At 47.1% G+C, this 26,031-nt stretch carries 20 protein-coding genes, 9 tRNA genes and 1 pseudogene; 16 read left to right on the plus strand and 14 right to left on the minus strand.

Going from position 1 to position 26,031, the window contains the following annotated elements; translation table 11 throughout:
- Window positions 1-20 precede the first annotated feature (20 nt).
- The gene (locus OCV37_RS12905) at window positions 21-899 is read left to right on the plus strand and encodes a HEPN domain-containing protein (RefSeq protein ID WP_038181512.1); all 879 of its coding nucleotides are present in this window, start codon (window positions 21-23) and stop codon (window positions 897-899) included.
- Window positions 900-1,049: 150 nt separating this feature from the next.
- Window positions 1,050-2,258, plus strand: a complete 1,209-nt coding sequence (locus tag OCV37_RS12910; protein WP_261888062.1) for an IS256 family transposase — start codon at window positions 1,050-1,052, stop codon at window positions 2,256-2,258.
- A gap of 49 nt (window positions 2,259-2,307) precedes the next feature.
- On the opposite strand, the gene OCV37_RS12915 is transcribed toward OCV37_RS12910, so the two are convergent.
- From OCV37_RS12915 to tssI, 11 genes and pseudogenes are all read right to left on the minus strand, one after another.
- Window positions 2,308-2,895: a hypothetical protein gene (locus OCV37_RS12915; RefSeq protein WP_038181712.1), complete on the minus strand. Its 588-nt coding sequence runs from the start codon at window positions 2,893-2,895 to the stop codon at window positions 2,308-2,310.
- 9 nt (window positions 2,896-2,904) lie between these two features.
- Window positions 2,905-3,735, minus strand: a complete 831-nt coding sequence (locus OCV37_RS12920; RefSeq protein ID WP_261888094.1) for an RHS repeat-associated core domain-containing protein — start codon at window positions 3,733-3,735, stop codon at window positions 2,905-2,907.
- Window positions 3,736-4,070: 335 nt separating this feature from the next.
- Window positions 4,071-4,505 (minus strand): SMI1/KNR4 family protein, encoded by a 435-nt coding sequence (locus tag OCV37_RS12930; protein ID WP_051680884.1) that lies wholly within the window; start codon window positions 4,503-4,505, stop codon window positions 4,071-4,073.
- Between the two features lie 21 nt (window positions 4,506-4,526).
- Window positions 4,527-5,372, minus strand: coding sequence for an RHS repeat-associated core domain-containing protein (locus OCV37_RS12935; RefSeq protein WP_245609162.1), 846 nt, complete (start codon window positions 5,370-5,372; stop codon window positions 4,527-4,529).
- A 372-nt stretch (window positions 5,373-5,744) separates the two neighbouring features.
- Window positions 5,745-6,248 carry an Imm26 family immunity protein gene (locus OCV37_RS12940; RefSeq protein WP_169739385.1) on the minus strand — a complete coding sequence of 168 codons (504 nt, stop codon included), beginning with the start codon at window positions 6,246-6,248 and terminating at the stop codon, window positions 5,745-5,747.
- A gap of 4 nt (window positions 6,249-6,252) precedes the next feature.
- The gene (locus OCV37_RS12945) at window positions 6,253-11,073 is read right to left on the minus strand and encodes an RHS repeat-associated core domain-containing protein (protein WP_051680881.1); all 4,821 of its coding nucleotides are present in this window, start codon (window positions 11,071-11,073) and stop codon (window positions 6,253-6,255) included.
- Window positions 11,070-11,984, minus strand: a complete 915-nt coding sequence (locus tag OCV37_RS12950; protein ID WP_038185640.1) for a DUF4123 domain-containing protein — start codon at window positions 11,982-11,984, stop codon at window positions 11,070-11,072. Before OCV37_RS12950 ends, OCV37_RS12945 begins: the two co-directional genes overlap by 4 nt.
- On the minus strand, window positions 11,981-12,985 hold the full coding sequence (locus tag OCV37_RS12955) for a DUF4123 domain-containing protein (protein ID WP_084717542.1): 1,005 nt from the start codon (window positions 12,983-12,985) through the stop codon (window positions 11,981-11,983). The genes OCV37_RS12950 and OCV37_RS12955 overlap by 4 nt, the downstream gene beginning before the upstream one ends.
- A gap of 80 nt (window positions 12,986-13,065) precedes the next feature.
- Window positions 13,066-13,587 (minus strand): pentapeptide repeat-containing protein, encoded by a 522-nt coding sequence (locus tag OCV37_RS12960; RefSeq protein WP_084717541.1) that lies wholly within the window; start codon window positions 13,585-13,587, stop codon window positions 13,066-13,068.
- Between the two features lie 731 nt (window positions 13,588-14,318).
- Window positions 14,319-14,615 (minus strand): annotated as a pseudogene (locus tag OCV37_RS12965) (PAAR domain-containing protein); the annotation flags it as partial.
- 2 nt (window positions 14,616-14,617) lie between these two features.
- Complete coding sequence (tssI, locus tag OCV37_RS12970; protein WP_038185634.1) at window positions 14,618-16,681, minus strand: type VI secretion system tip protein TssI/VgrG; 2,064 nt, start codon at window positions 16,679-16,681, stop codon at window positions 14,618-14,620.
- Between the two features lie 465 nt (window positions 16,682-17,146).
- Between tssI and OCV37_RS12975 the strand changes: the two genes are divergently transcribed.
- A complete protein-coding gene (locus tag OCV37_RS12975; RefSeq protein ID WP_051680876.1) occupies window positions 17,147-17,785 on the plus strand; it encodes an XTP/dITP diphosphatase in 639 nt (212 codons plus the stop codon).
- Window positions 17,779-18,966, plus strand: coding sequence for a radical SAM family heme chaperone HemW (gene hemW, locus OCV37_RS12980; protein ID WP_038185632.1), 1,188 nt, complete (start codon window positions 17,779-17,781; stop codon window positions 18,964-18,966). Before OCV37_RS12975 ends, hemW begins: the two co-directional genes overlap by 7 nt.
- Window positions 18,967-19,014: 48 nt before the next feature.
- Here the strand turns inward: hemW and glsB are convergent, their stop codons facing one another.
- Complete coding sequence (glsB, locus tag OCV37_RS12985; RefSeq protein ID WP_038185630.1) at window positions 19,015-19,935, minus strand: glutaminase B; 921 nt, start codon at window positions 19,933-19,935, stop codon at window positions 19,015-19,017.
- 72 nt (window positions 19,936-20,007) lie between these two features.
- Window positions 20,008-20,727 carry a tRNA (guanosine(46)-N7)-methyltransferase TrmB gene (gene trmB / locus OCV37_RS12990; RefSeq protein ID WP_038185628.1) on the minus strand — a complete coding sequence of 240 codons (720 nt, stop codon included), beginning with the start codon at window positions 20,725-20,727 and terminating at the stop codon, window positions 20,008-20,010.
- Window positions 20,728-20,980: 253 nt separating this feature from the next.
- Here trmB and mutY point away from each other — a divergent pair, with 253 nt between their 5' ends.
- From mutY to OCV37_RS13050, 12 genes are all read left to right on the plus strand, one after another.
- The gene (gene mutY / locus OCV37_RS12995; RefSeq protein WP_038185627.1) at window positions 20,981-22,000 is read left to right on the plus strand and encodes an A/G-specific adenine glycosylase; all 1,020 of its coding nucleotides are present in this window, start codon (window positions 20,981-20,983) and stop codon (window positions 21,998-22,000) included.
- 69 nt (window positions 22,001-22,069) lie between these two features.
- On the plus strand, window positions 22,070-22,345 hold the full coding sequence (locus tag OCV37_RS13000) for an oxidative damage protection protein (RefSeq protein WP_038185625.1): 276 nt from the start codon (window positions 22,070-22,072) through the stop codon (window positions 22,343-22,345).
- 152 nt (window positions 22,346-22,497) lie between these two features.
- Window positions 22,498-23,610 carry a membrane-bound lytic murein transglycosylase MltC gene (mltC, locus tag OCV37_RS13005; RefSeq protein ID WP_245609161.1) on the plus strand — a complete coding sequence of 371 codons (1,113 nt, stop codon included), beginning with the start codon at window positions 22,498-22,500 and terminating at the stop codon, window positions 23,608-23,610.
- A gap of 134 nt (window positions 23,611-23,744) precedes the next feature.
- Window positions 23,745-23,820, plus strand: a tRNA-Phe gene (locus tag OCV37_RS13010).
- A 70-nt stretch (window positions 23,821-23,890) separates the two neighbouring features.
- A tRNA-Thr gene (locus OCV37_RS13015) sits at window positions 23,891-23,966 on the plus strand.
- A 10-nt stretch (window positions 23,967-23,976) separates the two neighbouring features.
- Window positions 23,977-24,052 (plus strand) — tRNA-Phe (locus OCV37_RS13020).
- 5 nt (window positions 24,053-24,057) lie between these two features.
- Window positions 24,058-24,133: transfer RNA gene (locus OCV37_RS13025), tRNA-Asn, on the plus strand.
- A gap of 410 nt (window positions 24,134-24,543) precedes the next feature.
- Window positions 24,544-24,619 (plus strand) — tRNA-Phe (locus OCV37_RS13030).
- Between the two features lie 24 nt (window positions 24,620-24,643).
- Window positions 24,644-24,719: transfer RNA gene (locus OCV37_RS13035), tRNA-Thr, on the plus strand.
- Between the two features lie 36 nt (window positions 24,720-24,755).
- Window positions 24,756-24,831 (plus strand) — tRNA-Asn (locus OCV37_RS13040).
- A 10-nt stretch (window positions 24,832-24,841) separates the two neighbouring features.
- A tRNA-Thr gene (locus OCV37_RS13045) sits at window positions 24,842-24,917 on the plus strand.
- A 47-nt stretch (window positions 24,918-24,964) separates the two neighbouring features.
- Window positions 24,965-25,040: transfer RNA gene (locus OCV37_RS13050), tRNA-Asn, on the plus strand.
- Between the two features lie 63 nt (window positions 25,041-25,103).
- Here OCV37_RS13050 and djlA read toward each other — a convergent pair.
- Window positions 25,104-25,949 (minus strand): co-chaperone DjlA, encoded by an 846-nt coding sequence (djlA, locus tag OCV37_RS13055; RefSeq protein WP_038185648.1) that lies wholly within the window; start codon window positions 25,947-25,949, stop codon window positions 25,104-25,106.
- Window positions 25,950-26,031 lie beyond the last annotated feature (82 nt).

Raw genomic sequence — 26,031 nt, forward strand, 5'->3', positions numbered from 1 at the left:
CTCGTAGTAGGATAACCGCGATGAAAACAGCACTCGATCACCTCCCGGAGCGGAAGCAACAAGAACTTCATACCATCACCACCGTATTACGCGATACGCTGGATGATTTTTTGCACAACAAAAATGGCAGCAAGGCCGAGTTTCGGATCCTTAAAATTATCCTGTTTGGCAGCCATGCCAAAGGCACATGGGTCAGTGATCGCCCCAACGGTTATATCAGCGACTACGATATTCTGGTGATCGTCAACCGCTCGGCATTGGTCGAAGAGTATGCGGTGTGGCACAGTGCCGAAGAGCAGATTGCGCGTCGGGTCACCTCTGCCCCACTCGGCTTGATCGTTCACACACTCAATGAAGTTCATCAACAGCTCCAGCAAGGTCACTACTTCTTTAAAGATATTCGGGAACAGGGTATTGAACTGTTCAGCACCGATAAGCGGGAATTACCCACACCGGGGAATTTAAGTGAGACCGAGCGAGTTGCAATTGCCAGTAAGCATTTTCAGCACTGGATGAAAAGCGCCCAGTCTTTTTTGATCGATTTCGGCCACGGCATTGACCGTCAGGACTTTACAAAAGCGGCTTTTGAACTTCATCAGGCCACCGAACGTCTGTTCGCCTGCACCCTGTTAGTCTGTACCAACTACCTGCCCAAAACCCATAATCTCGAAAGCCTGCGTTCAATGTGTGCTCAGCAAGATCCGGCCTTTGCCGAACTGTTCCCGATGGAAAACAAATTCCACCGCCGCAGCTTCCAGCGCCTCAAACGCGCCTACATCGATGCCCGCTATTCCGAACATTACGAAATCACCGCAGAAGAGTTGGTTTATTTGCAGAGTGAAGTGGAGAAATTGCGGGAGATGACGGAAAGGGTTTGTTGGGGGAAGATTGAGGTTTAGTGATATGGAACGGATGCTCCATATCTGGATTTATAAAAGTGGGCGTGACACAGAATAATGAACAGTCTCCGGAATCTTGATAAATAATGAGGTAGTGTTCAAAATTCTGTGTCATTTCTGTAAACTGAACCAAAAAGGAAATGACACTTTATGTCTGACGATAAATTCGAAATCGATATTCAGGCCTTTGCCAAAGCTCTCCAATCTGGACAAGGACTGAACGGCAAAGATGGCCTGCTCACGCCGCTGATTAAGCAAATCACTGAAGCTGCTCTCGGCGCTGAAATTGACCAGCACCTTGCTGATGAACCCGATAATCGAAAAAATGGTAAGTCCCGGAAAAATATCAAAACCTCATCCGGCGAATTTGAACTCGAAACTCCCCGTGACCGCAATGGCTCTTTTGACCCGCAAACTGTCAAGAAGCACCAGACCCGGCTGACCGATGAGATGGAACGCAATGTCCTTTCCTTGTTTGCCCTTGGCAACAGCTATCAACATATCCGCGAATATCTGCTGGATATGTATGGTATCAGCGTTTCCAATGGCACGATTAACGCCATCACCGACCGTCTTATTCCTGAGCTCAGAGCATGGCAGGAGCGCGATTTAGACCCCGTCTATCCGGTCGTATGGCTCGATGCCGTTCACTACAAAATCAAGGAAAACGGCCGCTTTGTTTCCAAAGCTATTTACACCATCCTTGCACTCAATATCGAAGGAAAAAAAGAGCTGCTGGGCATTTATCTCTCTGATGCCGAAGGCGCGCATTACTGGCTCAGTGTCCTGACCGACTTACAAAATCGCGGTGTCAAAGATATCTGTATTTCCTGTGTCGATGGTCTCAAAGGATTCCCAGAAGCGATTGAAACCATTTATCCGCAAACCGAAGTTCAGCTCTGTGTTATCCATCAAATCCGCAACTCGATGAAATATGTCGCCAGCAAAAATCAGAAAGCTTTTATGGCAGATTTAAAGTGCGTCTATAAAGCTGCGACGCTCAAGGCTGCCGAGCACGAACTTGATGAGCTGGAAATCAAATGGGGGCAACAATATCCGTTGGTGATTCAGTCATGGCGCAATAAATGGGAGAACCTATCGGTATATTTCAAATATCCCGAGCAGGTTCGCAGAGCTATTTACACCACCAATGCGGTTGAGGCGGTACATCGGCAGTTCCGCAAGCTGACCAAGACCAAAGGTGGCTTCGCCAATGAAACCAGCTTGCTCAAGCTATTGTATGCAGGTATGTTGAAAGCCAGTGAAAAATGGACGCATCCGGTGCAAAACTGGAACCTGACGCTGTCTCAGCTCAGTATCCACTTTGAAGGTCGACTCACCCCATACCTGGATTTATAAAAATGGGCGTGACACAGAATAATGAACAGTCTCAATAATGATCATACAATCAGTTGTTTTTTATAAATTCGTCATAACTTATATTTTTATATCCACGAGGAGGCAGCTCTAATTCAGGATAGAGTACTGACTTTTGTTTATCCCAATTGATTCCATTTTTATAGTATAATTCAATTCTATTTTTTATCTCTTCTGGATTACCTTGCATTCCAATATATTCATATGAATATATCAAATCTTTATGTACAATAGGATCCAACATAGGAATTAGCACTTCAATATTATTAGGATCATATGTTTTTTCATATCGAATTAGTCTTAACCCTGGCAGTGAACTAGACTCCCTAACTTCTTCAGATAAACTCAATCCTATTAAACATCTTGGCCTTTGATTTATTTTGACAACAGATGTGACATTCCTTGAAAATAATTTCAAAAGTCTATGTTCAGCAACCACTATAGTAAATAATATATTAGCTTTATTTAAATCCTCACCTTGCCACTCATCGTCATCTTTTAAATTATCAAAAATATCCATTCTACTATCATCTCTCAATTGAGATAAAACATACCCAAAACCATCTACTTTTATAGAAAAAACAGCATCTTCAATTAATTCTTTCTTCCTAACAACCATGTTCCCTCCTTAACTACAACCTTTACTATCTAAATGATTATCTGCTTTTTTCAAATACTCATCTCGTCTTGGATTATTAGGACCCACAGGATTTTGGAGGTTTGATGTTTTATCTAAACCACCTAGTTGTTCAAACCTTCTCTGTTCTAACCCTCGGGCTGTATATTTACCTTCTAAACCATCTCCTCGATAAAAAGGCTCAGGCTTAACATCAAACTTACTAAAATCATTTCCATAACGATATTTCAATACATCTTCAGCGCTATGTCCCAATCCGGGTTTACTAGCATATCCAACATAAGGCTTTCCATCTTTGATCCCTTGATAAGTTATATGAGTAGCGTTTGCAGGATCTCCCGTCAACCCCAGCGGATCCACCCACTCCATCGGATTATGCACATAACCCTGTGGCCTTAACCCACCTGCAAATCCTATCGGGTCGGGACTGAGATATTGCCCACTGTCTGCATCGTAGTAACGATTGAGATTGTAGTAAAGCCCGGATTCCCGATCTTCGATCTGTCCCTGATAACGCAGATCGCAGCTCAGCGCTTCGTTGGCCGCGTCTTCGAGATAACCGCGTTGAATTTTGAGGTTGAACTGTTGCTGCTGGTATTTACCCCACAGTGCCTGTTCACCACGCCATTCAATGTCACCGGTTTCGGTGACGAGTTCCTGCGGCGTCCCGGCATGGTCGGTGACGATATAGTGCAGGTCTCTTCGGTTGCTGCTGTGACGAGTGGTAACCTGCGCCATCGGGCGGTGGCTGCCCGGCTCGTACAGATATTCGGTGCTGGTCAGTGCTGTACCGTCGGCGGTGATTTGGCTCTGCTGTACCAACGTGCTACCGTCCCACAGGTAATGCGTCTGCTGCTGGGTTTGCAGGCACTCTTTAGCAATTCGTCTGCCGAATGGGTCGTAACGGTAACGGTAACGTCGTCCGTCCGGTAGCTGATAATTAGCGTCGCTCTGTGTGGTCAGGTAATGTTAGAATCATGGAACTCGATAATGTTTTGTGTGTTTGGCGACAGATCAGATCGGACAAACGCTACCGAGTTCCCTTCAATTTTTATCTGCCAGTGATCTACATTTAGGAACAGCTATTTAGGACTCTATCCAATATATTGGATATATAGCTTATTAAGCTACTCTGAGCCATCAACATCCAAATATCATTAATACATTTCGTCCTCAGTATATAATTTGGATATTAAATCATCTAAATCACTAGCTATTTTTATAGATTTATTCTTTTCAAGATTGAAAAAATAAATATTATTATTCTCAACATTAATACAATACGGAAAAGAACCACTATCAATAGCAAAAGGGATAAAGTTAATTGGTAATATTTTTTTATTTATGGATAAAACCTCATACAAAGACTCCACCGTAAATGATTTATAAACATCATCTCTTATCATTGGAAGAAAGTGATTAATTTCTAGCTCCATATTTCCATCATAGAATATTTTTCTATTATCAGAAAGTTCTCCGCCATTATAAGAAACATAGTATTTTTTAAAATACACTGGCAGCTCTATATTAAATTTTGATTCAAATTTTTCTATATCTTCAAATGTTATAGGAACGGAACAATTGATCATCATAATATGTATTCCTAATATCAGTTAACACCCTTTAGGTGGCTTACCATCTAACCAACCTTTACTTTGAGAAGTTTTTACAGCCTCTTGTGAACCGTATTCAACACCAAAATGCTTTTCAAATTGACTGACAGAACCACGGTGAGGTAGCGAATCGACATGAGCCTCTGTTTTTACTAACTGCATAGTTGTTTCGCCTGTATTGGGATCAAAATCGGCAACATGGTGCCATGTATATCCCTTAGCATCTGAACTGTTAATTCCAGCTGCCTTATAAGCTTGAGTAAAATCACGCCCTCGAGCTCCCTGCATTCTTATCTTAACAATATTTTTCTGGTTCCCGCTCGTAGGGAATAAATCATTCGAACCAGTAAAATCTACCGTTTTCAGGTCTAACCCCAGCGGATCGACCCACTCCATCGGGTTATGCACATAACCCTGAGGCCTCAATCCCCCCGCAAATCCAATCGGGTCGGGGCTAAGATATTGCCCACTGTCTGCATCGTAGTAACGATTGAGATTGTAGTAAAGCCCGGATTCCCGATCTTCGATCTGTCCCTGATAACGCAGATCGCAGCTCAGCGCTTCATTGGCCGCGTCTTCGAGATAACCCCGTTGAATTTTGAGGTTGAACTGTTGCTGCTGGTATTTGCCCCACAGTGCCTGTTCACCACGCCATTCGATGTCACCGGTTTCGGTGACGAGTTCCTGCGGCGTCCCGGCATGGTCGGTGACGATATAGTGCAGGTCTCTTCGGTTGCTGCCGTGACGAGTGGTGACTTGCGCCATCGGGCGGTGGCTGCCGGGCTCGTACAGATATTCGGTGCTGGTCAGTGCTGTGCCGTCGGCGGTGATTTGGCTCTGTTGCACCAACGTGCTGCCATCCCACAGGTAGTGCGTCTGCTGCTGGGTTTGCAGGCACTCTTTAGCAATCCGTCTGCCGAACGGGTCATAACGGTAGCGATAACGTCGTCCGTCCGGTAGCTCGATATGGGTCAGACGGTCTTCGTCATTCCAGATAAATTTTGTACTGAGTGGGCGAAAGCCGTCTCCTCCAATGAAATCAGCTTGCTTAAACGACTAACTATATGCAGAGGCGTTGAAGGCAAGTGAGAAATGAACGCATTCGGTACAGAACTGAAAACTAACTCTATTCCAGCTCTGTATCCACGTTGAAGGCCGACTCACCCCATATCTGGGTTTACAAAATGGGCGGCATGACACAGAATAATGAGCAGTCCTCTATAAACGTCCTAAAGCTTTTAGCACTCGTTTTTCTACTTGCATTGATGTCCAAATAATATGTTCTTCAATATCATCAATATCTTGTGAACTATCAATGTCACTCTCCATATCATTGCACCAAAGCCTGAATTCTCCAGGCAGACCAATCAAGAACTGGATGCTACTGTAATTTGAATCAGTTTCTTTGTTATAGTTTTTCGTTTCTCCTACTTTTCTCCATCTCTTTTTAGAAATGCCCTCACCAGATATATATATAGGTTTAAATAATTTTTGGGAGGATACTATTTTATTTACATCAGTATCTATGCCCCCAACACAATTAAATATTTCAATTAATATACCTGCTCCTAGATGATCATCAATAATCCTAAAAAAACAAAACTCTTGTTCCACACCACCAAATTTATAACGGCTAAAACTTTTAGCACTCGACTCCTCATATAAAAATAAAGGAATAAAGTAAACATCTCCAGAATTAACTACTAAATTTTTATTACTCATTTTTTCATCCACATTTTGGAGGTTTCTTACCATTGATATCTGTCTGAGCATTTTCATATTCTTTATTAAATGCTTTCCCTCGATCATCAGTTCTTGTTTTATCAAAAGAATTTATTTTATTTCCTCTATTAGTAGAAGAAATATCCTCCCCAATTTTCCCCGTTTTCGTTTCATATTTCTCTATATACGCCTGCTCATAACCACGGGCTTCATCATATCTTAAATCTCTTTGAAGAACTCGCTGTTGCCCAGTATCCTCATTAAAACGCCCTGATTTAATATGCTCTAGCAACCGTCTATCAGAATCATTTGAAATCCCAATATAATAAGGCTTCGTAGCGCCTTGATCAAACAAACCATAGACAGAAAATCCGCCTTGATTCAGTGGCGTCAACCCCAGTGGATCGACCCACTCCATCGGGTTATGCACATACCCCTGAGGCCTTAACCCACCCGCAAATCCTATCGGGTCGGGGCTGAGATACTGCCCACTGTCTGCATCGTAGTAACGATTGAGGTTGTAGTAAAGTCCGGATTCCCGATCTTCGATCTGTCCCTGATAACGCAGGTCACAGGTCAGGGCTTCGTTGGCCGCGTCTTCCAGATAACCCCGTTGAATTTTGAGGTTAAACTGTTGCTGCTGGTATTTGCCCCACAGTGCCTGTTCACCACGCCATTCGATTTCCCCGGCCTCGCTCACCAACTCTTGCGGCGTCCCGGCATGGTCGGTGACGATATAGTGCAGGTCTTGGCGGTTGCTGCTGTGACGAGTGGTAACCTGCGCCATCGGGCGGTGGCTGCCCGGCTCGTACAGATATTCGGTGCTGGTCAGTGCTATACCGTCGGCGGTGATTTGGCTCTGCTGCACCAGCGTGCTGCCGTCCCACAGATAATGGGTCTGCTGCTGGGTTTGCAGGCACTCTTTAGCAATCCGTCGTCCGAACGGGTCATAACGATAGCGGTAACGTCGCCCGTCCGGTAGCTCGATATGGGTCAGGCGGTCTTCGTCATTCCAGATAAATCTTGTGCTCTGCGGGCGGAAGCCGTCTTTCGATTCGCTTTTCTCGATGACCCGACCACATTCGTCGTAACGATATTTGAAGCGGCCGACTTCAGTCACTCGCCCGGCTTTATCATAGTCGCGTTTCTGGCGTTTTATCCGTTCATCGGCCAGCGACACCACATTGTCACCGTATTCGCTGCCGAAGCCTTCTTCATTGAGGTTCAGCTCGCTGTCATAACCGAACAGATGAACGAACCCTGCTTTGGTCTCCCATGATTTACGCTGCCGCACCGCAGTAATCTGACTGTTCGGGTTGAGAGTGATTTCCGCACTACCGCGATGACTGTCTTCAATCCCGGTCAACCGGTCGAGTACATCGTAGCGGTACTGACGTAGCGATTGATTGCCCAGTTGCTGTCCGGTCAGCAAACCGGTCGCACTCCACTCTTGGCGCAAGTCAAAACCGCTGCCGTTGCTGCGCTGCTTTTCTTCTCCGCCCGGATGGTAGGCAAAAGTCAGCGGATTGTGACTGCCGATAGCAAGTGCGGACAACTGTTGCTGTTGCCATTGATAGCTGCGCTCAGTTGCGGTGCCCGATGACAGAATGAGCCGCCCGGCGGCATCGTACTGATGGGTCAGTTCGGTGCCGTTGATATTTTCACTCAGCAGTTGCCCTGCCGGGCTGTAGGCGAGAGCAATCCATGCATCACCGTTTTCTGCGTAAGTGAGCCGCGAGGCTGCATCATACTCATACCAGCTTTTGCCGGTTGGATGGTCCTGATGGTCGAAGCTTTCGCTCTGGAGCAGTCGGCCGCATACATCGTACTGATAGCGGAAAGTGTGACCATCTGGTTTGCTGCGTTGTGTCAATCGACCAACTGCATCATAGCCATAATTCTCAGTGCGCCCGTCGTAATGACGTTCGCTTTCAATCCGCCCCAGCTTGTCGAAACCGTACAGCCACTGCTGCCCCTGACTGTTGGTAACACCGGCAAATTCGGCTTCAACATTGTAGTGATAGCGGGTGGTTGCCCCCAGCGGGTCGGTGACGGTTTGGAGCTTATCGAATGCGCCATAGGTGAAGCGCTGCGTCTGACCGAGCGCATCGGTGACCGAAACCAGATTGCCTTCGATATCGTAGCCAAAGTGTGCTTCAGAGCCGTCTTCATAGATGACTTTATCGGGAAACGAATTCGATTCATGGTAATGCCACTGGCGGGTGAGATTGCCCTGAGAATCACGTTTATCACTGACCCGTTTCACCAAGCGGTCAAAACGGTCATAGTGGAAATCCATCCCGTAACCGGTATCCGGCTCTAAGCGGGTTAGCAGGCCGCGTTCATTGTAGCGATAGCGAGTGACGCTACCGTCCGGCCCGGTCACTGAATCCTGCAAACCACGTTCAGTGTAGCTCATCTGCCAGACCCGGCCTTCCGGATCGGTGACTTGAATCACATCACCCTGAGAATTGTGTTCATACAACCAACCGCCACCGAGTGGGTCAGTGTAGCTTGTCAGCCAGCCCTGCTCGTTGTAACCATAGCTGTGTACGGTACCATCCGGCAGAGTTACAGTTGTCAGGTTACCCCAATCGTCATAGGTATAAGCTGAAACATCTCCGAGTGCATTGGTCTCGCTGATGAGTAGATCATTCTGCCACTGCTGTTCAATCCGGTTGCCTGCTGCATCCACAATAGCGGTTGCACGCTGATGCTCATCAAAATGGAACGCTTTGATTCCACCAAAAGAACTTTTGTGATAGTGAATCCGATTGTCATCATCGTAGCGAACCTGACCACTCCAATAGCCTTCAGCACAACGGTTGGAAATTGCCCGGCCTCGTTCGTCATAATCGTGCTCAACCCAGGTCTGTGCCAAATCCTGCCAGCGGGTCAGGTAACCTTCTTTGCTGTATTGATAATCAAAATTACGGCCTGATTCTCCCCGCACGGAAAGCAGCCGGCCGGATCTGTCGTAGTTATAACGGGCCAGCTCACGCAGCGGTGTCTGATCGGCTTCGCATAAGATCAAGTGTGTGATACGGTTACGCTCGGTTTTAACCTCAATCAGCCGTTCATCACTGAGAATGACCCATTTGAGGGTTCGGCGGTCATAAGCGAACTGAATGGTATTTCCATAAACGTCTGATATTTTGGATAAACGCAGTGTCGCGCCAATCGCATGACCAAAATGATATTCCACACCATCTTTACTTTTAAGGATCAGTTCTCCCTGCGCTCCCCGGTGGAGTCGCCACTGAGGTTTCTGCACTGATGATGTCTCTTCACCCGGATAAGGCAGATCAAACACCCCGACCGAATAATCCAGATCAGTAAAAGTTGCCAGCATGCCACGGATAGTCAGACTGATATCCCAGCTACTGCGCCACAAGCTGCCCATCAATCCGATATCACGATGTCCGACCGAACGGTAATAACGACTGTGCTCTACAGGAATAAAACCTGCCAGAACAAAGTCTTGTCGTTCCTCAAATACCGCACCAGTTGCCATATCGACCGGGTCATCAATACAAACGTCTGGATCGTTTTTCCCTGAAGTATTATGCGTCTTGTCTCCTGAAGAATGATCTCCCGTCGGCTTATCCCCATGAATTGAAGCTTGCTCAGCATTGATATTATCGACTTTGTTCGCCCCTTTGTGATGCGGTGTACCTGTTTTGCGGGTCACCACTTTGCCGATAAACTCATCGACCTTGGCGGTAATTTTACCGACCATCTCGTCGATTTTCTTTTCCAGCGACTTCATCGCATCGACCAGCATTTCGAACGAGTTACTCAGTAGTTTGACTGCCCAGCTTTTACTGTTCTTAATCGCCTTGGTCAGCCCGTCAATAATGTCATTGAGTAATTTTTTGGCTTTGTTGGCATACTCAGACAGTAAGCCACCGAACTTTTTCAGATACTTAACCAGATTGCCGTTCGACAAGCTGCGCAGCATTTTCATCGCCTGTTGAATGACTCGTGAATCCGATTTTTTCAGTGCATCAATGATAGTTTTGCCGGTTTTCTTGGTCGCATCCCCCAGCCCCGGCACAAAACCAATCACCACCAAAGCACCGGTTGCCCAGTGCCAAAAATCTAAATCATTCTTGGTACAGGTATCCCATCCCCAGCAGCCTAAGTCATACAAGTCCATTGCCTGCCCGACCACCGGCACAAACCCAAGCGCGATTTCACAAAACAGCAAAATGGCCGTATTGTCTTGCGCCATGCCGGCCATTTCTCCGGCCAGACTATGGTGGATTTTGTTCACTGCCTGTCTCAACGCTATCGGGCCGTGGTTAATCTCTTTATCCAGCTCCCAGAAGCGGTCGTAAGCTTCCTCATAATCACTGTCTACCCAAGTGAACCATTTGCGATCAACATCAACAAAACTGTCGGAGCTACCAGATTCATCGTAAGTGAGATATCCCTCCCGACTCAGCAGGGTATACAGGGCAAAATACTCACCGGCTTTGGCCGCATATTCGGGATTGGCCTGAATCACAGGATTGTTTTCTGCCACATCTTGCGGCTCAAATTCATCACTACCTTCACCCAGCAGAAGCTCAAACCCACCACAATCCATGTTCTCGATTTTACACATGCCTTGTTTATCGGTTTTGCCCGAAATTTCTTTTTTGCTGTTTGTCAGGAAAAATTCAGCTTCCGGTACCGGCTTACCATCGTCATAGTGATAGCGGATAAACATTTCACAGCCACACTCAACACATCCGCCGTCCTTGATAATGTTATCGGTCGAAAAATTCTGTGCAGCTGCCTCTGCGCTGGAGAGCAAATCGGCTTTTTTATTCTCGCTCATGATTTCTCTGATTCCTTATCCAATTCATCTAACCCACGTTCAAATAACCGATCCATCCGACTTTGCGTACCCTGATAATCCGGTGATTTTAAAATCTGTTCAGCCCACGGCTGCGTTGTAAACTGCTCGCCGAAGACCACGGTCAGGCTCAGATACCGAACCACATCATTCGGTTGGGTAAACCCCAATTGATTGGCCTGAGTGATATGCTGATAGAGATATTGATCGAACTGTGCCTGTTCCCAGCTTTGCGTTTCGCTGTGATGGGCTTGTAAATGATCCTGATACTGACGGTAGATCTGTCGGCTGGCCCAGATGCTGAGTGCCTGATACTGTGCTTCAGTCAGCGGCGTCGGTAACGGGAGTGTGGTTTCTTCCAGGATCGGCTCCTGAAACCTGAGAACCTTCGCCTCCGGCTGATCCGGTTCCCAGTAAGCAATCTGTCGTAACGGCCCCTGAATATGTTGCCGATAGACAGCATCGCTGGCCTGCCAGAGCACACCCAGCACATCCCAGTCTGAAAGACGCAGCAGAAACTGTTCCTGCGTCGGGGTTTCGACCAGCGTCCATGCCCGGAAATACCGCATCACTAAATCGCTCTGGCGGCTGAGCGGCAATGAATGAAAACTGGGATCCAGCTGGATCGCAATGCCCCAGTGGGGTTGTGTCACCACCTGCTCTTCGAGCCATGCCCACGATTGCAGCGGCATAATATAGGGAGAAATCGAGGCATGAATATCGCCCATATCGCCCCAGTACAAGCGTGTCTCAAACTCCGGCATCTGTTCTGCCAGATCGCGGATTTCCGGATGAATTGCAGCTTCAGCAACTACAAACCATCCTGGTTCTTCCAGCGTGGTTTGCCAGTTTTCCAGCGGGACATCTTCCCACCACTGTTCAGTATCTGTCATTTATCACTCTCCATAACCACGTTCTCTGATGCCGGTGTTGCCAAAGCAGGATTGTCCGCAGCATCAGATGCTATCAGCCATCCCGGAGAACGGTATGCGGCAAGTTCATCCTCACGTCCCAGATACTGATGATACAGCTCGCCAATTGCCTGACGGAGCGGATAGAAATGCAGCAAACGCTGGAACTCGGGATGTTCATCAAATCGATCGCCTAAATAGAAGCGATATAGAGCGTAGGTCTCTTTATCCAGTTCAGTTGCTCCGGCATATTTCTCGGTTGCCAGCGCCATGCCCTCATGAAAACGACTTTCTACCTGTGCCAGAGATAAAGATTCACCATACTGAGGTAATAATTTCTGGTATAAGGTTTCAACCAGCGAATGAAGCTGTTCCGGATAGAAAAACCGGTCAAATTGCGCCTGTGTCAGTTGGAGAGGCAATTGAATCTCAGTTTGGGGATCGACTGGGACAGATGCTGAAGACAGATCAAATGCACGCAGTTTAAGCTGCTGTTCATCCCGGATCGGCAGATAGATCCCCTGATGTTTCCCCTGAAAGCTATATTGTTGTGCCGGGGTTAAAATACGCCACCACTGAGGTAATACTGCCGGATCATAAAAACGCAGCATTACTTGCGTCAGATCCGGATAAAGACAGCAAACCCACGGATGCCAGTGTGCTCGCAGAGCAGAAAAATCACCGTCAAACAGGCCGACAAACCCGAACTGTTCCGCCCGGGGTTCATTTTCTGCCAGCCAGTAATAGAGTGTTTCTCCCGGATTACCATCGCGAATATCGATCAGTAATGGCGAAACATCGGTCAGGTGCTGAAGCTCACTACCACGCAACAGTTCACACCATGTGACATCCTCGCGTCGCTTCATGGTGTTCCAGAATTCAGTCGCTTGCGGAAACTGAATACGATCAAACAGTAAGTAACATGTTTTTCTTTCTGACGTATTTCCTTCTGACATCGTTAATATGTCGAATAAGGATTTCATTTTTTATTTTTCCTAGCCTTAAAACTGAAGCCGTTATTTTTATTTAGATAAACAACTGACCGCTACCATTAATAGAATACCTAAGTAATAATTGCCCCATCTGACTGACATAAAAACTCACTGACTTTACACTGTTTAAATGTGGTGTTCCGGAGTTCTGCAGAACTAAAATCAATGGCGGTAACATCACAATCTTCAAAGTCAGCACCAATCAGTGTTGTTTGCAAAAATGATGTATGCTCCATTGATGTTTCTGTTATTTCAGTTCTGGTCAGGTTAGCTCCATCAAAATCCACATTTGAAAAGCTGCATCCATAAAATTCAGCTTTACTCAAATCAGATTGATTGAAGCGAGTCTTTTCAAAAATACAGTTATCGAAGTTAGCATGGTTCAGTTGAGTTCCGGTAAAAACACAGTTAGACAGGATCGTATTCTGGACGACGACATCGGAGAGATTTAGATAACTAAAGTCTGCACCATCAACTTCATAACCAGATAAATCTATAATTCGTTTTCCAGTATCTCCATCCGTATGCTCAAAGTCTTTATGCTTCTGAAGCATATGGATAATGCTCTCATGTTCTAGTTTAATTCTTTCCATTATCAGTCGTCCTATAGCTTTACATTTAACTCAAGAATTCGGCTCAATTGATCCGGAGTTGCATTGTCGTTCAAATATTTCCATAAAGCTTTATGATTCTGAGAATTAAGATAAGTTGAATCGAGAATGACTTTAATTTTTTCACTTTTTCCAGTCACATTATTCGGAAATTCTTTATCAACTTGTTTAAGTAAAGACTTCCCTGTTTTCCTCACATTGAAAAAATCTCTCTGCCCAATAGGAGCAGACGGTGGAGTCTTAACATCAAATGGTGAACCAGTAGCATCAAAAAACTCAATTTCAGCAGGCCCTCTTTGGATTTTTGCTTTCATAATACCCAGAGCTTCAGCTTCCAACCCTGCCATTGCTTCTCTTCTTGAGCCAACACTTACTTTCCCTGCATGTGCGGGATCAGAAGCCAACGACTCAAATCGAGCGTCATTTCGATAGAGAGGGGGAATTTTCTCCGTAGCATCGAAGGATTGAAATGCGTCTGCCTGATTACCCGGTGACTTCACTCTTGCCTTATAAGACGCCGAATTACTATTGTCCTCTAACTCAACAACTTTATCCTTCTGCTTCGCTGCACGCGAATGTGTCTCTTCCACAAACGGCAGACTGGCCCAGTCAAAAGGCGGGGCTTCGGCAAGTGGCTGGATACGCAGGAAAGGCGACTGTTTCAGCGCGGCCCCTTCACCACAATCATGCGTCGGGGATTTGTACGGCGTGTCGCCGATAAATACATTCCCGGAGCCTGCCGCGACCGAGCCGCCGCAGTCGATGGCATCCCCGACCCGGGCTGCCGGTTTGCCGTTGATCGAGACATTGGCAGACCCGGCAGAGATACTGCGGCCGTGAATCCCATGAGGAAGCTGCGGACACGGGCAGGCATGCAGTAAGATCGCATCACCTTTGCGGGCTGCGGGTTTCCCGTTGATCGAGACATCACCGCTCCCGGCAATGATCGGCGTCGCCGGAAAACAGCCATGACCTGAGCCGTTGTCGCCGAGTCTTGCTGCTGCAGGCATGATTATCCCCTCCGATCCGGTGCTTCCGGCTCTTGTGGTTTATTGGTTTCGTCCGGTTTCACCATCGTTGGCGCGGTCCCTTTATCCGGTGAGCCACCTTCATTGATTTTGACTTTCGTGCCGGAGATCGTAACACCGCCACTATCAATTTTAACAAACCCGCCCGGTCCGTGAATCGTCAGAGAATCTCCGGCATCGAGAATCACTTTTTTCGCCTTGAGATAACTTTCGTTATTGACTTCAACTCTTTGATTAGCACCAATTTTCTTTTCTTCCGATGCAGTAATATCAGCCACCCAGGCCCCTTCGATTTTTTGGATAATACCACCGGAAATAAACTGACTGAGTTTGCCGATAATGCGCTGAATGACATTCCGGCCGACTTTGACATGATGATCCTGCCCGAACTCTTCATTGACATTCTTGCCGACCAGACGATGAACATTTTCAGTAATCATCTGATACAGATGACGTCCGACCCGGCGGTGACTGTCTAACCCGACCGATTCACGATGGATATTGTTGATGACGATGTCTTGATCTTTCTGGGCGTGAATATAGATCTGCTCGACACCCGACTGATCTTCAAAACGGACTTCGTTGGAACCTTCGCCCTGATGGGTCTGCGTTTTCAGAACGGTGCGGGTTTTATGATTCGGCAGAAGATAAGGTGTCACATTGGTAGCGTGGTAAGTCCGGCCGGTGATGATGGGTTGATCCGGATCACCATTGAGGAACGAGACGATCACTTCATGACCGATACGCGGAATCGCCATAAAGCCGTACTGCCCGCCAGCCCAGCCCTGCGCAACCCGTACCCAGCAAGAACTTTTTTCATCGGATTGATCATAGCGATCCCACGGGAAATGCAGCTTGACCCGGCCATGCTCATCACAGTAAATCTCTTCCCCTTTCGGGCCGACAACCGTGGCAATACAAGGGCCATCTACTTGCGGTTTCGGCTGGGGCGTCGCTCGCCAAAGCGTCTCTTTCGGGATCACGGTAAACTGGTTGGCGTAAGTCGTTGCACCATGACCACCGGCTTCTTCCAATGCCTGCGGCTGAGTCCCTTGATGACTGACAGAGACCGCCAGCCACTCGCGGTTCATCGCTGCATCAATATGTTCTTCAAGCTCAAAACATACCCCACCTTGCACCCGGGCATCGTTACTTTTGCCACTGGCGGTGTGCGTGGTGCGACGCAGATATTCCAACCGAATTTTGCTGAAGGCTTTTCCATTCGCATCGTCTTTGAAACGCCCCGGATGATCGAAATATTCATAGTCGGGGAGCTGATAACTCAGATCCGTGCCATCCAGCGACTGGGCAAAATTATAATCCGGCTTTTTAAAGCTGTAGTCTTGCATCATTATCGAGCTGACTTCCGACTGGTAATGCTCCGTCATGGTCGAAACATAAGGTGTCGTCATGTGGCCACCGGAAAGAGCGTTATACGGTACAGGTGAGCCTAACGGTGTAAATCCTTCACTGTTATCCGTTAAAACCAGTGTATGTTTGCCCTTTTCATGGGTGAAGGTATACATCAAGCCTTCTTCCGCTGCCAAACGGTGAAAAAAGTCGAGATCCGATTCCCGGTACTGCACACAGAACTCACGCGGGGCGCATTCCCGTTTGACCGAAAAGACATAATCGGTAATGTTCATTTCCTGAAACAGGATCTTAAAAATATCGAGAATATTTTTTTCCTGGAAAATCCGACTATTACGGCGTAAAGAAAGCCGTTCCAATGCCGGAACCAAAGTGACGGAATAAAAGGAATGGGAGTGTCCGGTATCCCCTCTGCTGAAATGGCGCACAATACCGTGAACTTTCTGGGTCACTTCACCATTTTGAATCACTTCCAGCAATGCGGTTTTATCGACAATCTGTTTGGCGGCTAGATCTGCGTTCCGACTGGCTAGCTCTATTTGGTAGCGAAAACCGTAGATGCGTTCTTCTGAACGACTGGTGGAATCAGATACTGACTCCTCTCCCTGATATTCACGAACCACCAGCGTATCATCATGCACACCATCAATCGTGAAGCGAAAACCTAACGTTGTCATTTGAATTGCCTTTTATCTTATTGAGAGTAACTCGACCGCATAATAAGCAACTAAATGCTTAATTGAGAATTGAGTTTTCAGCTTATTGATCTCTGTTCCAAATCAGATCAACCTTTTTATTCAATAAGATAAAATCAGCAACAGTTGTGCCAATAGCGACTCTATAACGAAATCAATTTATTATATTGTGAGATCGATTATTACAGGCAACTTGTTGCCCAAGAGCGAGCAAAAAGTTGCCCGATGAGCAAGAAGTTGCCTGATAGAAATGCGATTCATATCACAGGGAGACACGGGGCTAATATCCGACCGCACTCAGCTCTGACAAACATGGTTGTGACAAAGACACGCTATTTTTTCGGTTGCATCGATAATGATCCGGTTCAGCTATCTCCCATTGATGGAAGTGAATGAGGCAAGGTACACTATGGCTCCAATTCGCCTCTCTCAGAAAGCGCCTTTATCATGCAAAAAATTGTTTTAGCGACCGGAAACGCAGGCAAAGTCCGGGAAATGTCTGACCTGTTGGCCGATTTCGGTTTTGAAGTGCTCGCACAAACAGATCTCAATGTCTCCGACGTTGCAGAGACGGGTACCACGTTTATCGAAAATGCCATTATTAAAGCACGCCATGCTGCTGCAGAAACAGGATTACCCGCGATTGCGGATGACTCAGGGCTTGAAGTCGATGCCCTCGACGGTGCGCCGGGTATTTACTCAGCCCGCTATGCCGGTGCTGATGCCACCGACCAGCAAAATATTGAAAAACTACTGGCTGCCATGGCCGATGTCACCGAACCACAACGCACAGCGCGCTTTCATTGTGTGTTGGTGTTCATGAAACATGCAGCGGATCCCACGCCTCTGGTATGTCACGGGGTCTGGGAAGGTTCAATCCTTCGTAAGCCTGACGGCGAAAATGGGTTTGGCTATGATCCGGTATTTTGGGTTCCTTCAGAACAGTGTGCTTCAGCCGCACTGCCACCATCGCGGAAAAAACAACTGTCTCATCGTGCTCAGGCGCTTCATCAGCTCATGCAGCAGTTAACGCAACAATCGACCCAAGCATCTAGACAAAAACCGAATGAGCAACAATCATGCTGAACCCGCCGCCACTGAGTCTGTATATCCACATTCCCTGGTGTGTACAAAAATGCCCTTATTGTGACTTTAACTCTCATGCACTGAAGTCCGGTATACCTGAGCAGGCTTATATTGATGCCCTGCTGGAAGATCTGGATCAGGATCTGCAGCGCTATCAACTCAGTGAGCCGGCAGCTCAAAACGCATCGGGTCAAGAGCCACGCACGCTGCATTCGATTTTTATCGGTGGCGGCACACCGAGCCTGATCAGCCCCGCAGCAATCAAACGGCTGCTAGATGGCGTCGCAGCAAAATTAGCGTTTCAGCCGGATATTGAAATCACCATGGAAGCCAATCCGGGCACTATCGAGGCGGGACGGTTTGCGCAATATCAACAGGCAGGCGTCACTCGTATTTCGATTGGTGTTCAGAGCTTTGATAACGAGAAACTCGTTAAGCTCGGCAGAATTCATGGCTCGGCAGAAGCCGTTCGGGCAGCGCATCTGGCACATCAGATTGGTCTGAAAAGCTTTAATCTGGATTTAATGCACGGCCTGCCGGGGCAGACACTGTCACAGGCAATGACCGATTTAGATCAAGCGATCGCTTTAGATCCACCGCATTTATCCTGGTACCAGCTGACGATAGAGCCTAATACGCTGTTTTATTCTCAGCCACCTCGCCTGCCGGATGATGATCTGTTGTGGGATATTTTTGAACAGGGCCATCAAAAACTCACCCAAGCCGGTTATATCCAGTATGAGATTTCCGGATATGCAAAACCGGGGTTTCAGTGTCAGCATAACCTGAATTACTGGCGTTTCGGTGATTATCTCGGGATTGGTTGCGGAGCACACGGTAAGATCAGTTTCCCGGATGGCAGCATCATTCGCACCACCAAAGTAAAACATCCCAAAGGGTATTTGAATTTACTCAAACCTTATTTGGATCAGGAAACGGAGGTGCCAGCCAAAGACCGGCCTTTTGAATTTTTTATGAATCGGTTCCGCTTGATTGAGCCCTGCCCGAAACAGGACTTTGCGGAGATGACCGGCTTACCGCTCACAACGGTTCAACCGACGATTGACTGGGCGAAACACCAAGGCTTTCTCGATGAAACGGAGCAACACTGGCAGATTACAGAGCGAGGGAAGCTGTTTCTGAATGACTTACTGGCCGAATTTATGGCTGATGAGGGGTAAAGATGCCCCTCATCAACACTGGCTCAGTCGCGAAAAATATATAGCCACCTAAAAAATAGAGCGACCGATGCGCTCGGAAAGTAATTCCAGCGCTTTACTGCCAGCAAGTGAGTTCCCCGAGCTGTTGAGCTCCGGAGACCAAACTGCAATGGTCATCTCTCCGGGCACAACGGCCACGATTCCCCCACCGATACCTGATTTTCCGGGCATTCCGACCCGATAGGCAAATTCTCCGGCTTCATCATACAAGCCACAAGTGGCCAGCAAAGCATTGATCTGTTTGGTCTGAATTGCGGTGATGACCGACTGACGACTCAGCACAGAAACACCCTGATTTGCCAGATAACTGAAAGTCTTCGCCAACTGGACACAGCTCATTTTCAATGCACACCCGTGGAAATAGTTTTCCAGAACCGGCAGCACATTATTTTCGAAGTTACCGAATGAACGCATTAAGTAGGCAATCGCGGCATTCCGGTCACTGTGTTTCATCTCCGAACGTGCAACCATTTTGTCATACACGATATGTGGATCACCACTCAATGCCCAGACAAATTCCAGCAACCGTTGGCGGGGAGCCGACAAGCGAGTTTGCAGCATATCCGCAACCACAATGGCGCCGGCGTTGATAAAAGGATTACGCGGAATACCGTGCTCAACCTCTAACTGGATCATCGAGTTGAATGCTTGTCCTGACGGCTCTTTGCGTACTCTTGACCAAATTTCATCCGGCGTATAGATCCCCATCGACAGGGTAAGGTTGAGTACCTTAGAAATCGATTGGATAGAAAAGCCTTCTTCCGCATCTCCGGCCTGAAACAGCTCTCCCTGATTGGTCAGCACGGCAATCCCCAGTTTGTCGGCCTGAACTTGTGCAAGTGCGGGGATGTAATCTGCCACCTTTCCGCGTCCGATCAACGGACGCACTTCATCTAATATCTCGGTCAGTATCTCGTTTGTCAGTTTCATTTAGGCTACTTTACTGATTGGCCGGCTAGCGCAGTTATACGCAATGGCAGACGTATATAATGCGAACCGACACTATTCCACACAACGGAATTGGATATCCCAGACCCCATGTCCTAATCGGTGCCCACGCTGTTCAAATTTGGTCAACGGGCGTTCATCCGGCCGGGGGATAAAATCACCATCGGTCGCGACATTGGCATAACCGGGGGCCTGATTCATGACTTCGATCATATGTTCGGCGTAGTTTTCCCAGTCGGTTGCCATATGGAAAATGCCTTCTCCGACAATCAACTTCTGACGCACCATCGCCGCAAATTCAGGTTGCACGATCCGGCGTTTGTGGTGACGCTTTTTGTGCCACGGATCAGGAAAAAATAGCTGGACGCGGTGCAGACTGTGGTCGGGAATCATGTGTTCGAAGACTTCAACCGCATCATGGCACATCACGCGGAGATTGGTCACTCCGGCCTCACGTGCAGCAGCCAGACAGGCACCGACACCGGGGCTATGAACTTCAATCCCGATAAAGTTTTGATGCGGTGCATTCTTAGCCATTTCCACCAACGACGTTCCCATACCAAATCCGATTTCCAGCACTACGGGGTTGTCATTGCCAAACACTGACGACCACAGGAATTGTTGCGGCTGAAAGTCGATTCCCATCTGTGGCCAGCATTCATTCATTGCAGCTTCCTGACCTTTGGTCAGTCGCCCTTCGCGGCGAACAAAACTGCGAATTTTACGCATGACTTTACCATCATCGGTATACTCGTTGGTTGTTACTTCACTCATGGTTCTCGCCTGCTTTTTTACTCCCGGATACAAGGAGGTGTGATTATCCAAAGAATGCGTGTCGGTTCAAGTCCTGAACTGAAAATTATATTGAATCAGGCATGATTTATCTGTTTTACAACGCAACTTTTCTGTGCTGCAATCAGCGTTGTTTCATTGGGAGCTGCCTCAGTCATCGCACAAGCAAGATGAATACAATCGTCGGCTCTGTCATTCATAAAAATTATTCATAAAAGTAAAGTCAGCAATGCAAATGCAATATCCAATATCGCCCCCCCAATTTCAGCAACATTTGATCGACTGGCAACGCTCTCATGGCCGTCATGATCTACCGTGGCAACGCAATCCGACACCGTATCGTGTTCTGGTTTCTGAAATCATGTTACAACAGACTCAGGTTGTGACCGTGATTCCTTATTTCGAACGCTGGATGGCGAGTTTTCCCAGTGTTGAGGTGCTGGCTCAGGCCAGTGAGGATGAGGTCATGCAACACTGGCAAGGATTGGGCTACTACTCTAGGGCCAGAAACCTGCGTAAAGCGGCGCAATACATCATGACGCACCATCAGGGTCAATTTCCGGATTCACTCGAAGCCCTGCTCGATATTCCCGGTGTCGGCCGCTATACCGCCGGTGCGATACTTTCTTTCGCCTATAACCGTTACGGTCCGATTGTTGATGGCAATGTCAAACGACTGTTCTGTCGTTTTTTCGCCCTTGACGGCGTTCCGGGAACATCTGCGGTGGATAAGCGACTCTGGCAACTGGCCGAAGCATTTACCCCGGAGACGGATAACCGAGCCTTTGCCCAAGGGCTGCTCGATATTGGTGCTACCGTTTGTAAGCCGAAAAATCCCGATTGCGAACACTGTTGCTTCCAGAACACGTGTCTGGCTTTAAAACACAATCGTGTACAGGAGTTACCGACGCCAAAACCGAAAAAAACGATTCCCACCAAAGACGGGCAATTTTTGTGGGTGGAATCAGAACATCAAATTTTACTGGAAAAACGGGCCAGTGATGGCATCTGGGGAGCACTCTGGTGTCTGCCGCAAATTCATCTGCAACCCGAACAGTTGGGTGAACATAAGCAATTGAAAGGCACCTTCAAACACACGTTCACCCATTATAAACTGGATGCCAATGTCTGGACTGTTGACCGTTTGGGTGTCACCGATGCCCGGCACCAGTGGGTCGATAAAAGCGAAGTGTTTAATCTTGGCCTGCCGACACCGATAAAAAAATTCCTGACCCGTCACCTGAATCGCCGCTGATGTGGCAGGAAATCTGACTCTCTGGTATAACAGCAGTAGATTTTAACGCTGAATAATGAGGATATCCTTATGAGCCGCACTGTTTTTTGTGCACGTTTGCAGAAAGAAGCCGAGGGGCTGGACTTTCAACTTTATCCCGGCGAATTAGGGAAGAAAATTTTTGATTCTATATCGAAAGAAGCATGGGCCGAGTGGCAACATAAACAGACGATGCTCATTAATGAAAAAAAATTGAACATGATGGATCCGCAACACCGTCAACTGCTTGAAACGGAAATGGTCAATTTTCTGTTTGAAGGTAAAGAAGTTCACATCGAAGGCTATACACCACCCAGTGAGTCGTAAATTGTTGTTCACACAATCAGCGAGAGTTGCGATTGTGTGAACACTTCCCCGCACAGGTGTTATTGATGATCAATTTGATTCGACATTTTTTTTCGACGCACTGCGTTGCGTTCAAGAAACAAACCACCCGACGCAGGATGCTGCTTCTTCTCGTGATTCCATTATTCACCGGTGGCTGTAGCCGCGAGTTGATCGAAAAAATATACGATGTGAACTACGAACCGACTAATCGATTTGCCAAACATTTGGCCCCCCTTCCCGGCCAGTTTATGAAAGATGCAGCAGCATTAGATGCCCTCATCAACAGTTTTACCGGGAAAATAGAACATCGCTGGGGCAGTAAAGAAATTAAAATTGCCGGTAAAACAAACTACGTCAAATATATCGACGACTATCTCAGTCGCGCCGATGTCAATTTCAATCAAGGCCAAGTCACCATCGAAACCGTCGCCACCACTGAACCGCTGAAACATTTGAAGAAAGCGATTGTCACCACCCTGCTGACACCCGATGACCCTAAACACGTCGATTTATTTTCCTCTGAGAAGATCGTTCTCAAGGGAAAACCGTTTTTGTATCAACAGGTGCTCGATCAGGATAACAAAGCCATTCAGTGGAGCTGGCGAGCCAATCGATTCGCCGATTACCTGATCAAACATAAGTTAAAAGTCAAACAGGTCGATTTCAAAAAATCTTACTATGTTGAAATCCCGATGGTAGAAGATCAAGTTGAAATTCGTGGCTACAAATATGCCGATATTATCCGTCGGGCTTCGAGAAAATACGGTATTCCGGAAGATCTGATTTACGCCATTATCAAAACTGAAAGCAGCTTCAATCCTTATGCGGTGAGTTGGGCCAATGCTTACGGACTGATGCAAGTGGTACCGAAAACTGCAGGAAAAGATGTCTTTCAGCGCATCAAAAAGCGTTCAGGGCAACCTTCACCTGAATATTTATATAATCCAGAAAATAATATTGATACCGGAACCGCTTATTTCTATATCTTAAAGCATGACTATTTGAACTCGGTCGCCAACTCTCTGTCTCTCGAATACAGTATGATTTCTGCCTATAACGGTGGCGCCGGCGGCGTACTCCGGACGTTCAGCCGCAATAAACAGACGGCATTAAATAAAATTAATCGCCTGCAACCCAATCAAGTCTACTGGGCGCTGACGAGAAAACATCCGAATGCAGAGTCTCGTCGTTATCTGGAAAAAGTGACACACTACAAACAGATGTTTAATTCGGGGAAACTCTAAGCCAATCTTAGATGTACAAGTCGCTTGGATTGTGAACGACAAGGTCAAAAATCATGCAAACGGTCGCTTTTTTCATAGAAAAATGAAAAACTAGTTGACGATTGACGCGTAAATCCGTTTAATAGCGCTCCGTTGCCCGGATAGCTCAGTCGGTAGAGCAGGGGATTGAAAATCCCCGTGTCGGTGGTTCGATTCCGCCTCCGGGCACCACGATTCATTTGGTCGGGTGTTGTCATAACCGGATTAAATAAAAAGTAAAAGCATTGAGAATAAATATCGTGCCGGCTTAGCTCAGTAGGTAGAGCAACTGACTTGTAATCAGTAGGTCGCCAGTTCGACTCCGGCAGCCGGCACCATTTATTCCATGCCTCGATAGCTCAGTCGGTAGAGCAGGGGATTGAAAATCCCCGTGTCGGTGGTTCGATTCCGCCTCGAGGCACCATCTTTTCCCCCTTAGTTCAGTTGGTAGAACGGCGGACTGTTAATCCGTATGTCGCAGGTTCGAGTCCCGCAGGGGGAGCCACTTTAAAAGCCACAGCATTTGCTGTGGCTTTTTTGTTGACCCTATTTTTACTTATCATGAGATTTGATCGGGCCCCTCACCTGCCCTTTGTTCTCGTCCCTATCATGTTAACAGCCGCGAAAAAATGGCCATCCTCTTTCCGGATCATTTGATTAACGCCATTAATTTATTGACTCGATTGACATAAGCACGTCTAGCCCGCTTCAAGCGACGCTCATCGCCCTTGTAATTCGGATTTTGCAGGGGGACAAACAAGAGCTTTTTTCTCCATTTTTATCCGGCTATCTCCTGATAAAATCTTGCTTTAAGCCTCTATTTCTGGGGGACTTGGGTATAAAAGCAACAAACGATACTTTTTTTGCATTTTATTGTTGACCTTATCTGAGAAAAACTTTTTAATACACCCCGTTGCCCGGATAGCTCAGTCGGTAGAGCAGGGGATTGAAAATCCCCGTGTCGGTGGTTCGATTCCGCCTCCGGGCACCACAAATAATTTGAAAGTGATCATGCGCCGACTTAGCTCAGTAGGTAGAGCAACTGACTTGTAATCAGTAGGTCGCCAGTTCGATTCCGGCAGTCGGCACCATCGTTTTCATCAGACAGTAATGTCTTAAAGGTTTATTCCCCCTTAGTTCAGTTGGTAGAACGGCGGACTGTTAATCCGTATGTCGCAGGTTCGAGTCCCGCAGGGGGAGCCATATTTATATCGCCGGCTTAGCTCAGTAGGTAGAGCAACTGACTTGTAATCAGTAGGTCGCCAGTTCGACTCCGGCAGCCGGCACCATATTTTGTAAAGATAGCTGTATCAACAGCAATATCTGAAAAGTCTATTCCCCCTTAGTTCAGTTGGTAGAACGGCGGACTGTTAATCCGTATGTCGCAGGTTCGAGTCCCGCAGGGGGAGCCACTTCCGAAAAGCCACAGCATTTGCTGTGGCTTTTTCGTTTGCTTATCCCATCATGAAATCTGCTTAAAAGCCTTTGGCTTTCTTAATTAATTCATAGGCCTGCTGAATTTCCTGAGACTTCTCTTTCGCCATAGTCATCATCTCCGGAGGCAACCCTTTCGCCATCAACTTATCGGGATGATGTTCATTCATCAGCTTCCGGTACGCCTTTTTGACGGTTTTCACATCGGCACCTTCATCAACCCCTAACACGTGATATGCATCGCTCAGGTGACTGGAGCTATAGGCTTGGCTGAAACCACCACCCTGTCGGTTATCCTGATAACTGTCTTGCCCGGAATGTGCATGACGCTGAAAACGGAAAGCCGCTTCCTGCATTCTTAATCGCTGTTCAAGCTGTAATTCTGAGAAGGACAGTCCTCTGGCGACTTTATGCAAAATCTCACGTTCACTTGGGTGAAGATCGCCATCGGCAAACGCGGCGGAAATCTGCAGTTCTAAAAAGAATTGAATGAGGTCCCCTCGCCCACCAGTCGAGCGCATCACTTGCTCAAGCACATTTTCCAACGGAAAACCAGATTCTTTTCCTTCGCGAAATGCTTCCTGAGCTAATTGTCTCTGTATGTCATTCAGATTCATTCTGTCCATCATAACTGATGCTAAACGAATCTCTTCTTTGGTCACATTCCCCTTTGCTTTAGCGACATGGCCCATGACCGAGAAAGCCGCACGAAAGAATTCTTCCTGTGAGACCCCATGATTGCCGCCAACCGAAGAAAACGGTGAACCTCGATACTGTCGTCGGGCTTTATCAAATTGATGCCCAAGAAAAATCCCGAAAATGGCCCCGATTGGACCACCCAGTAAGAAACCGAAAAAAGTACCCAAAATTTTGCCGAAAATATGCATTATTGACTCTCATTCAATGAATTTTTTACGAGTTGCGCAGTCTACTAGTGCTGTATGATTGAATTTCCATTATGATTAGAGA

Source organism: Vibrio rhizosphaerae (assembly GCF_024347095.1).
GTDB lineage: Bacteria > Pseudomonadota > Gammaproteobacteria > Enterobacterales > Vibrionaceae > Vibrio > Vibrio rhizosphaerae.

Bases quoted from the DNA above. Each gene is read 5' to 3' on its own strand.
- OCV37_RS12915 (WP_038181712.1), bottom strand. From the start codon at position 2,895: ATGGTTGTTAGGAAGAAAGAATTAATTGAAGATGCTGTTTTTTCTATA.
- mutY (WP_038185627.1), top strand. From the start codon at position 20,981: ATGCAATATCCAATATCGCCCCCCCAATTTCAGCAACATTTGATCGAC.
- OCV37_RS12960 (WP_084717541.1), bottom strand. From the start codon at position 13,587: ATGGAAAGAATTAAACTAGAACATGAGAGCATTATCCATATGCTTCAG.
- OCV37_RS12910 (WP_261888062.1), top strand. From the start codon at position 1,050: ATGTCTGACGATAAATTCGAAATCGATATTCAGGCCTTTGCCAAAGCT.
- OCV37_RS12955 (WP_084717542.1), bottom strand. From the start codon at position 12,985: ATGAAATCCTTATTCGACATATTAACGATGTCAGAAGGAAATACGTCA.
- glsB (WP_038185630.1), bottom strand. From the start codon at position 19,935: ATGAAACTGACAAACGAGATACTGACCGAGATATTAGATGAAGTGCGT.
- OCV37_RS12905 (WP_038181512.1), top strand. From the start codon at position 21: ATGAAAACAGCACTCGATCACCTCCCGGAGCGGAAGCAACAAGAACTT.
- hemW (WP_038185632.1), top strand. From the start codon at position 17,779: ATGCTGAACCCGCCGCCACTGAGTCTGTATATCCACATTCCCTGGTGT.
- OCV37_RS12930 (WP_051680884.1), bottom strand. From the start codon at position 4,505: ATGATGATCAATTGTTCCGTTCCTATAACATTTGAAGATATAGAAAAA.
- OCV37_RS12975 (WP_051680876.1), top strand. From the start codon at position 17,147: ATGCAAAAAATTGTTTTAGCGACCGGAAACGCAGGCAAAGTCCGGGAA.
- tssI (WP_038185634.1), bottom strand. From the start codon at position 16,681: ATGACAACGTTAGGTTTTCGCTTCACGATTGATGGTGTGCATGATGAT.
- OCV37_RS12950 (WP_038185640.1), bottom strand. From the start codon at position 11,984: ATGACAGATACTGAACAGTGGTGGGAAGATGTCCCGCTGGAAAACTGG.
- trmB (WP_038185628.1), bottom strand. From the start codon at position 20,727: ATGAGTGAAGTAACAACCAACGAGTATACCGATGATGGTAAAGTCATG.
- OCV37_RS13000 (WP_038185625.1), top strand. From the start codon at position 22,070: ATGAGCCGCACTGTTTTTTGTGCACGTTTGCAGAAAGAAGCCGAGGGG.
- OCV37_RS12945 (WP_051680881.1), bottom strand. From the start codon at position 11,073: ATGAGCGAGAATAAAAAAGCCGATTTGCTCTCCAGCGCAGAGGCAGCT.
- djlA (WP_038185648.1), bottom strand. From the start codon at position 25,949: ATGCATATTTTCGGCAAAATTTTGGGTACTTTTTTCGGTTTCTTACTG.
- OCV37_RS12940 (WP_169739385.1), bottom strand. From the start codon at position 6,248: ATGAGTAATAAAAATTTAGTAGTTAATTCTGGAGATGTTTACTTTATT.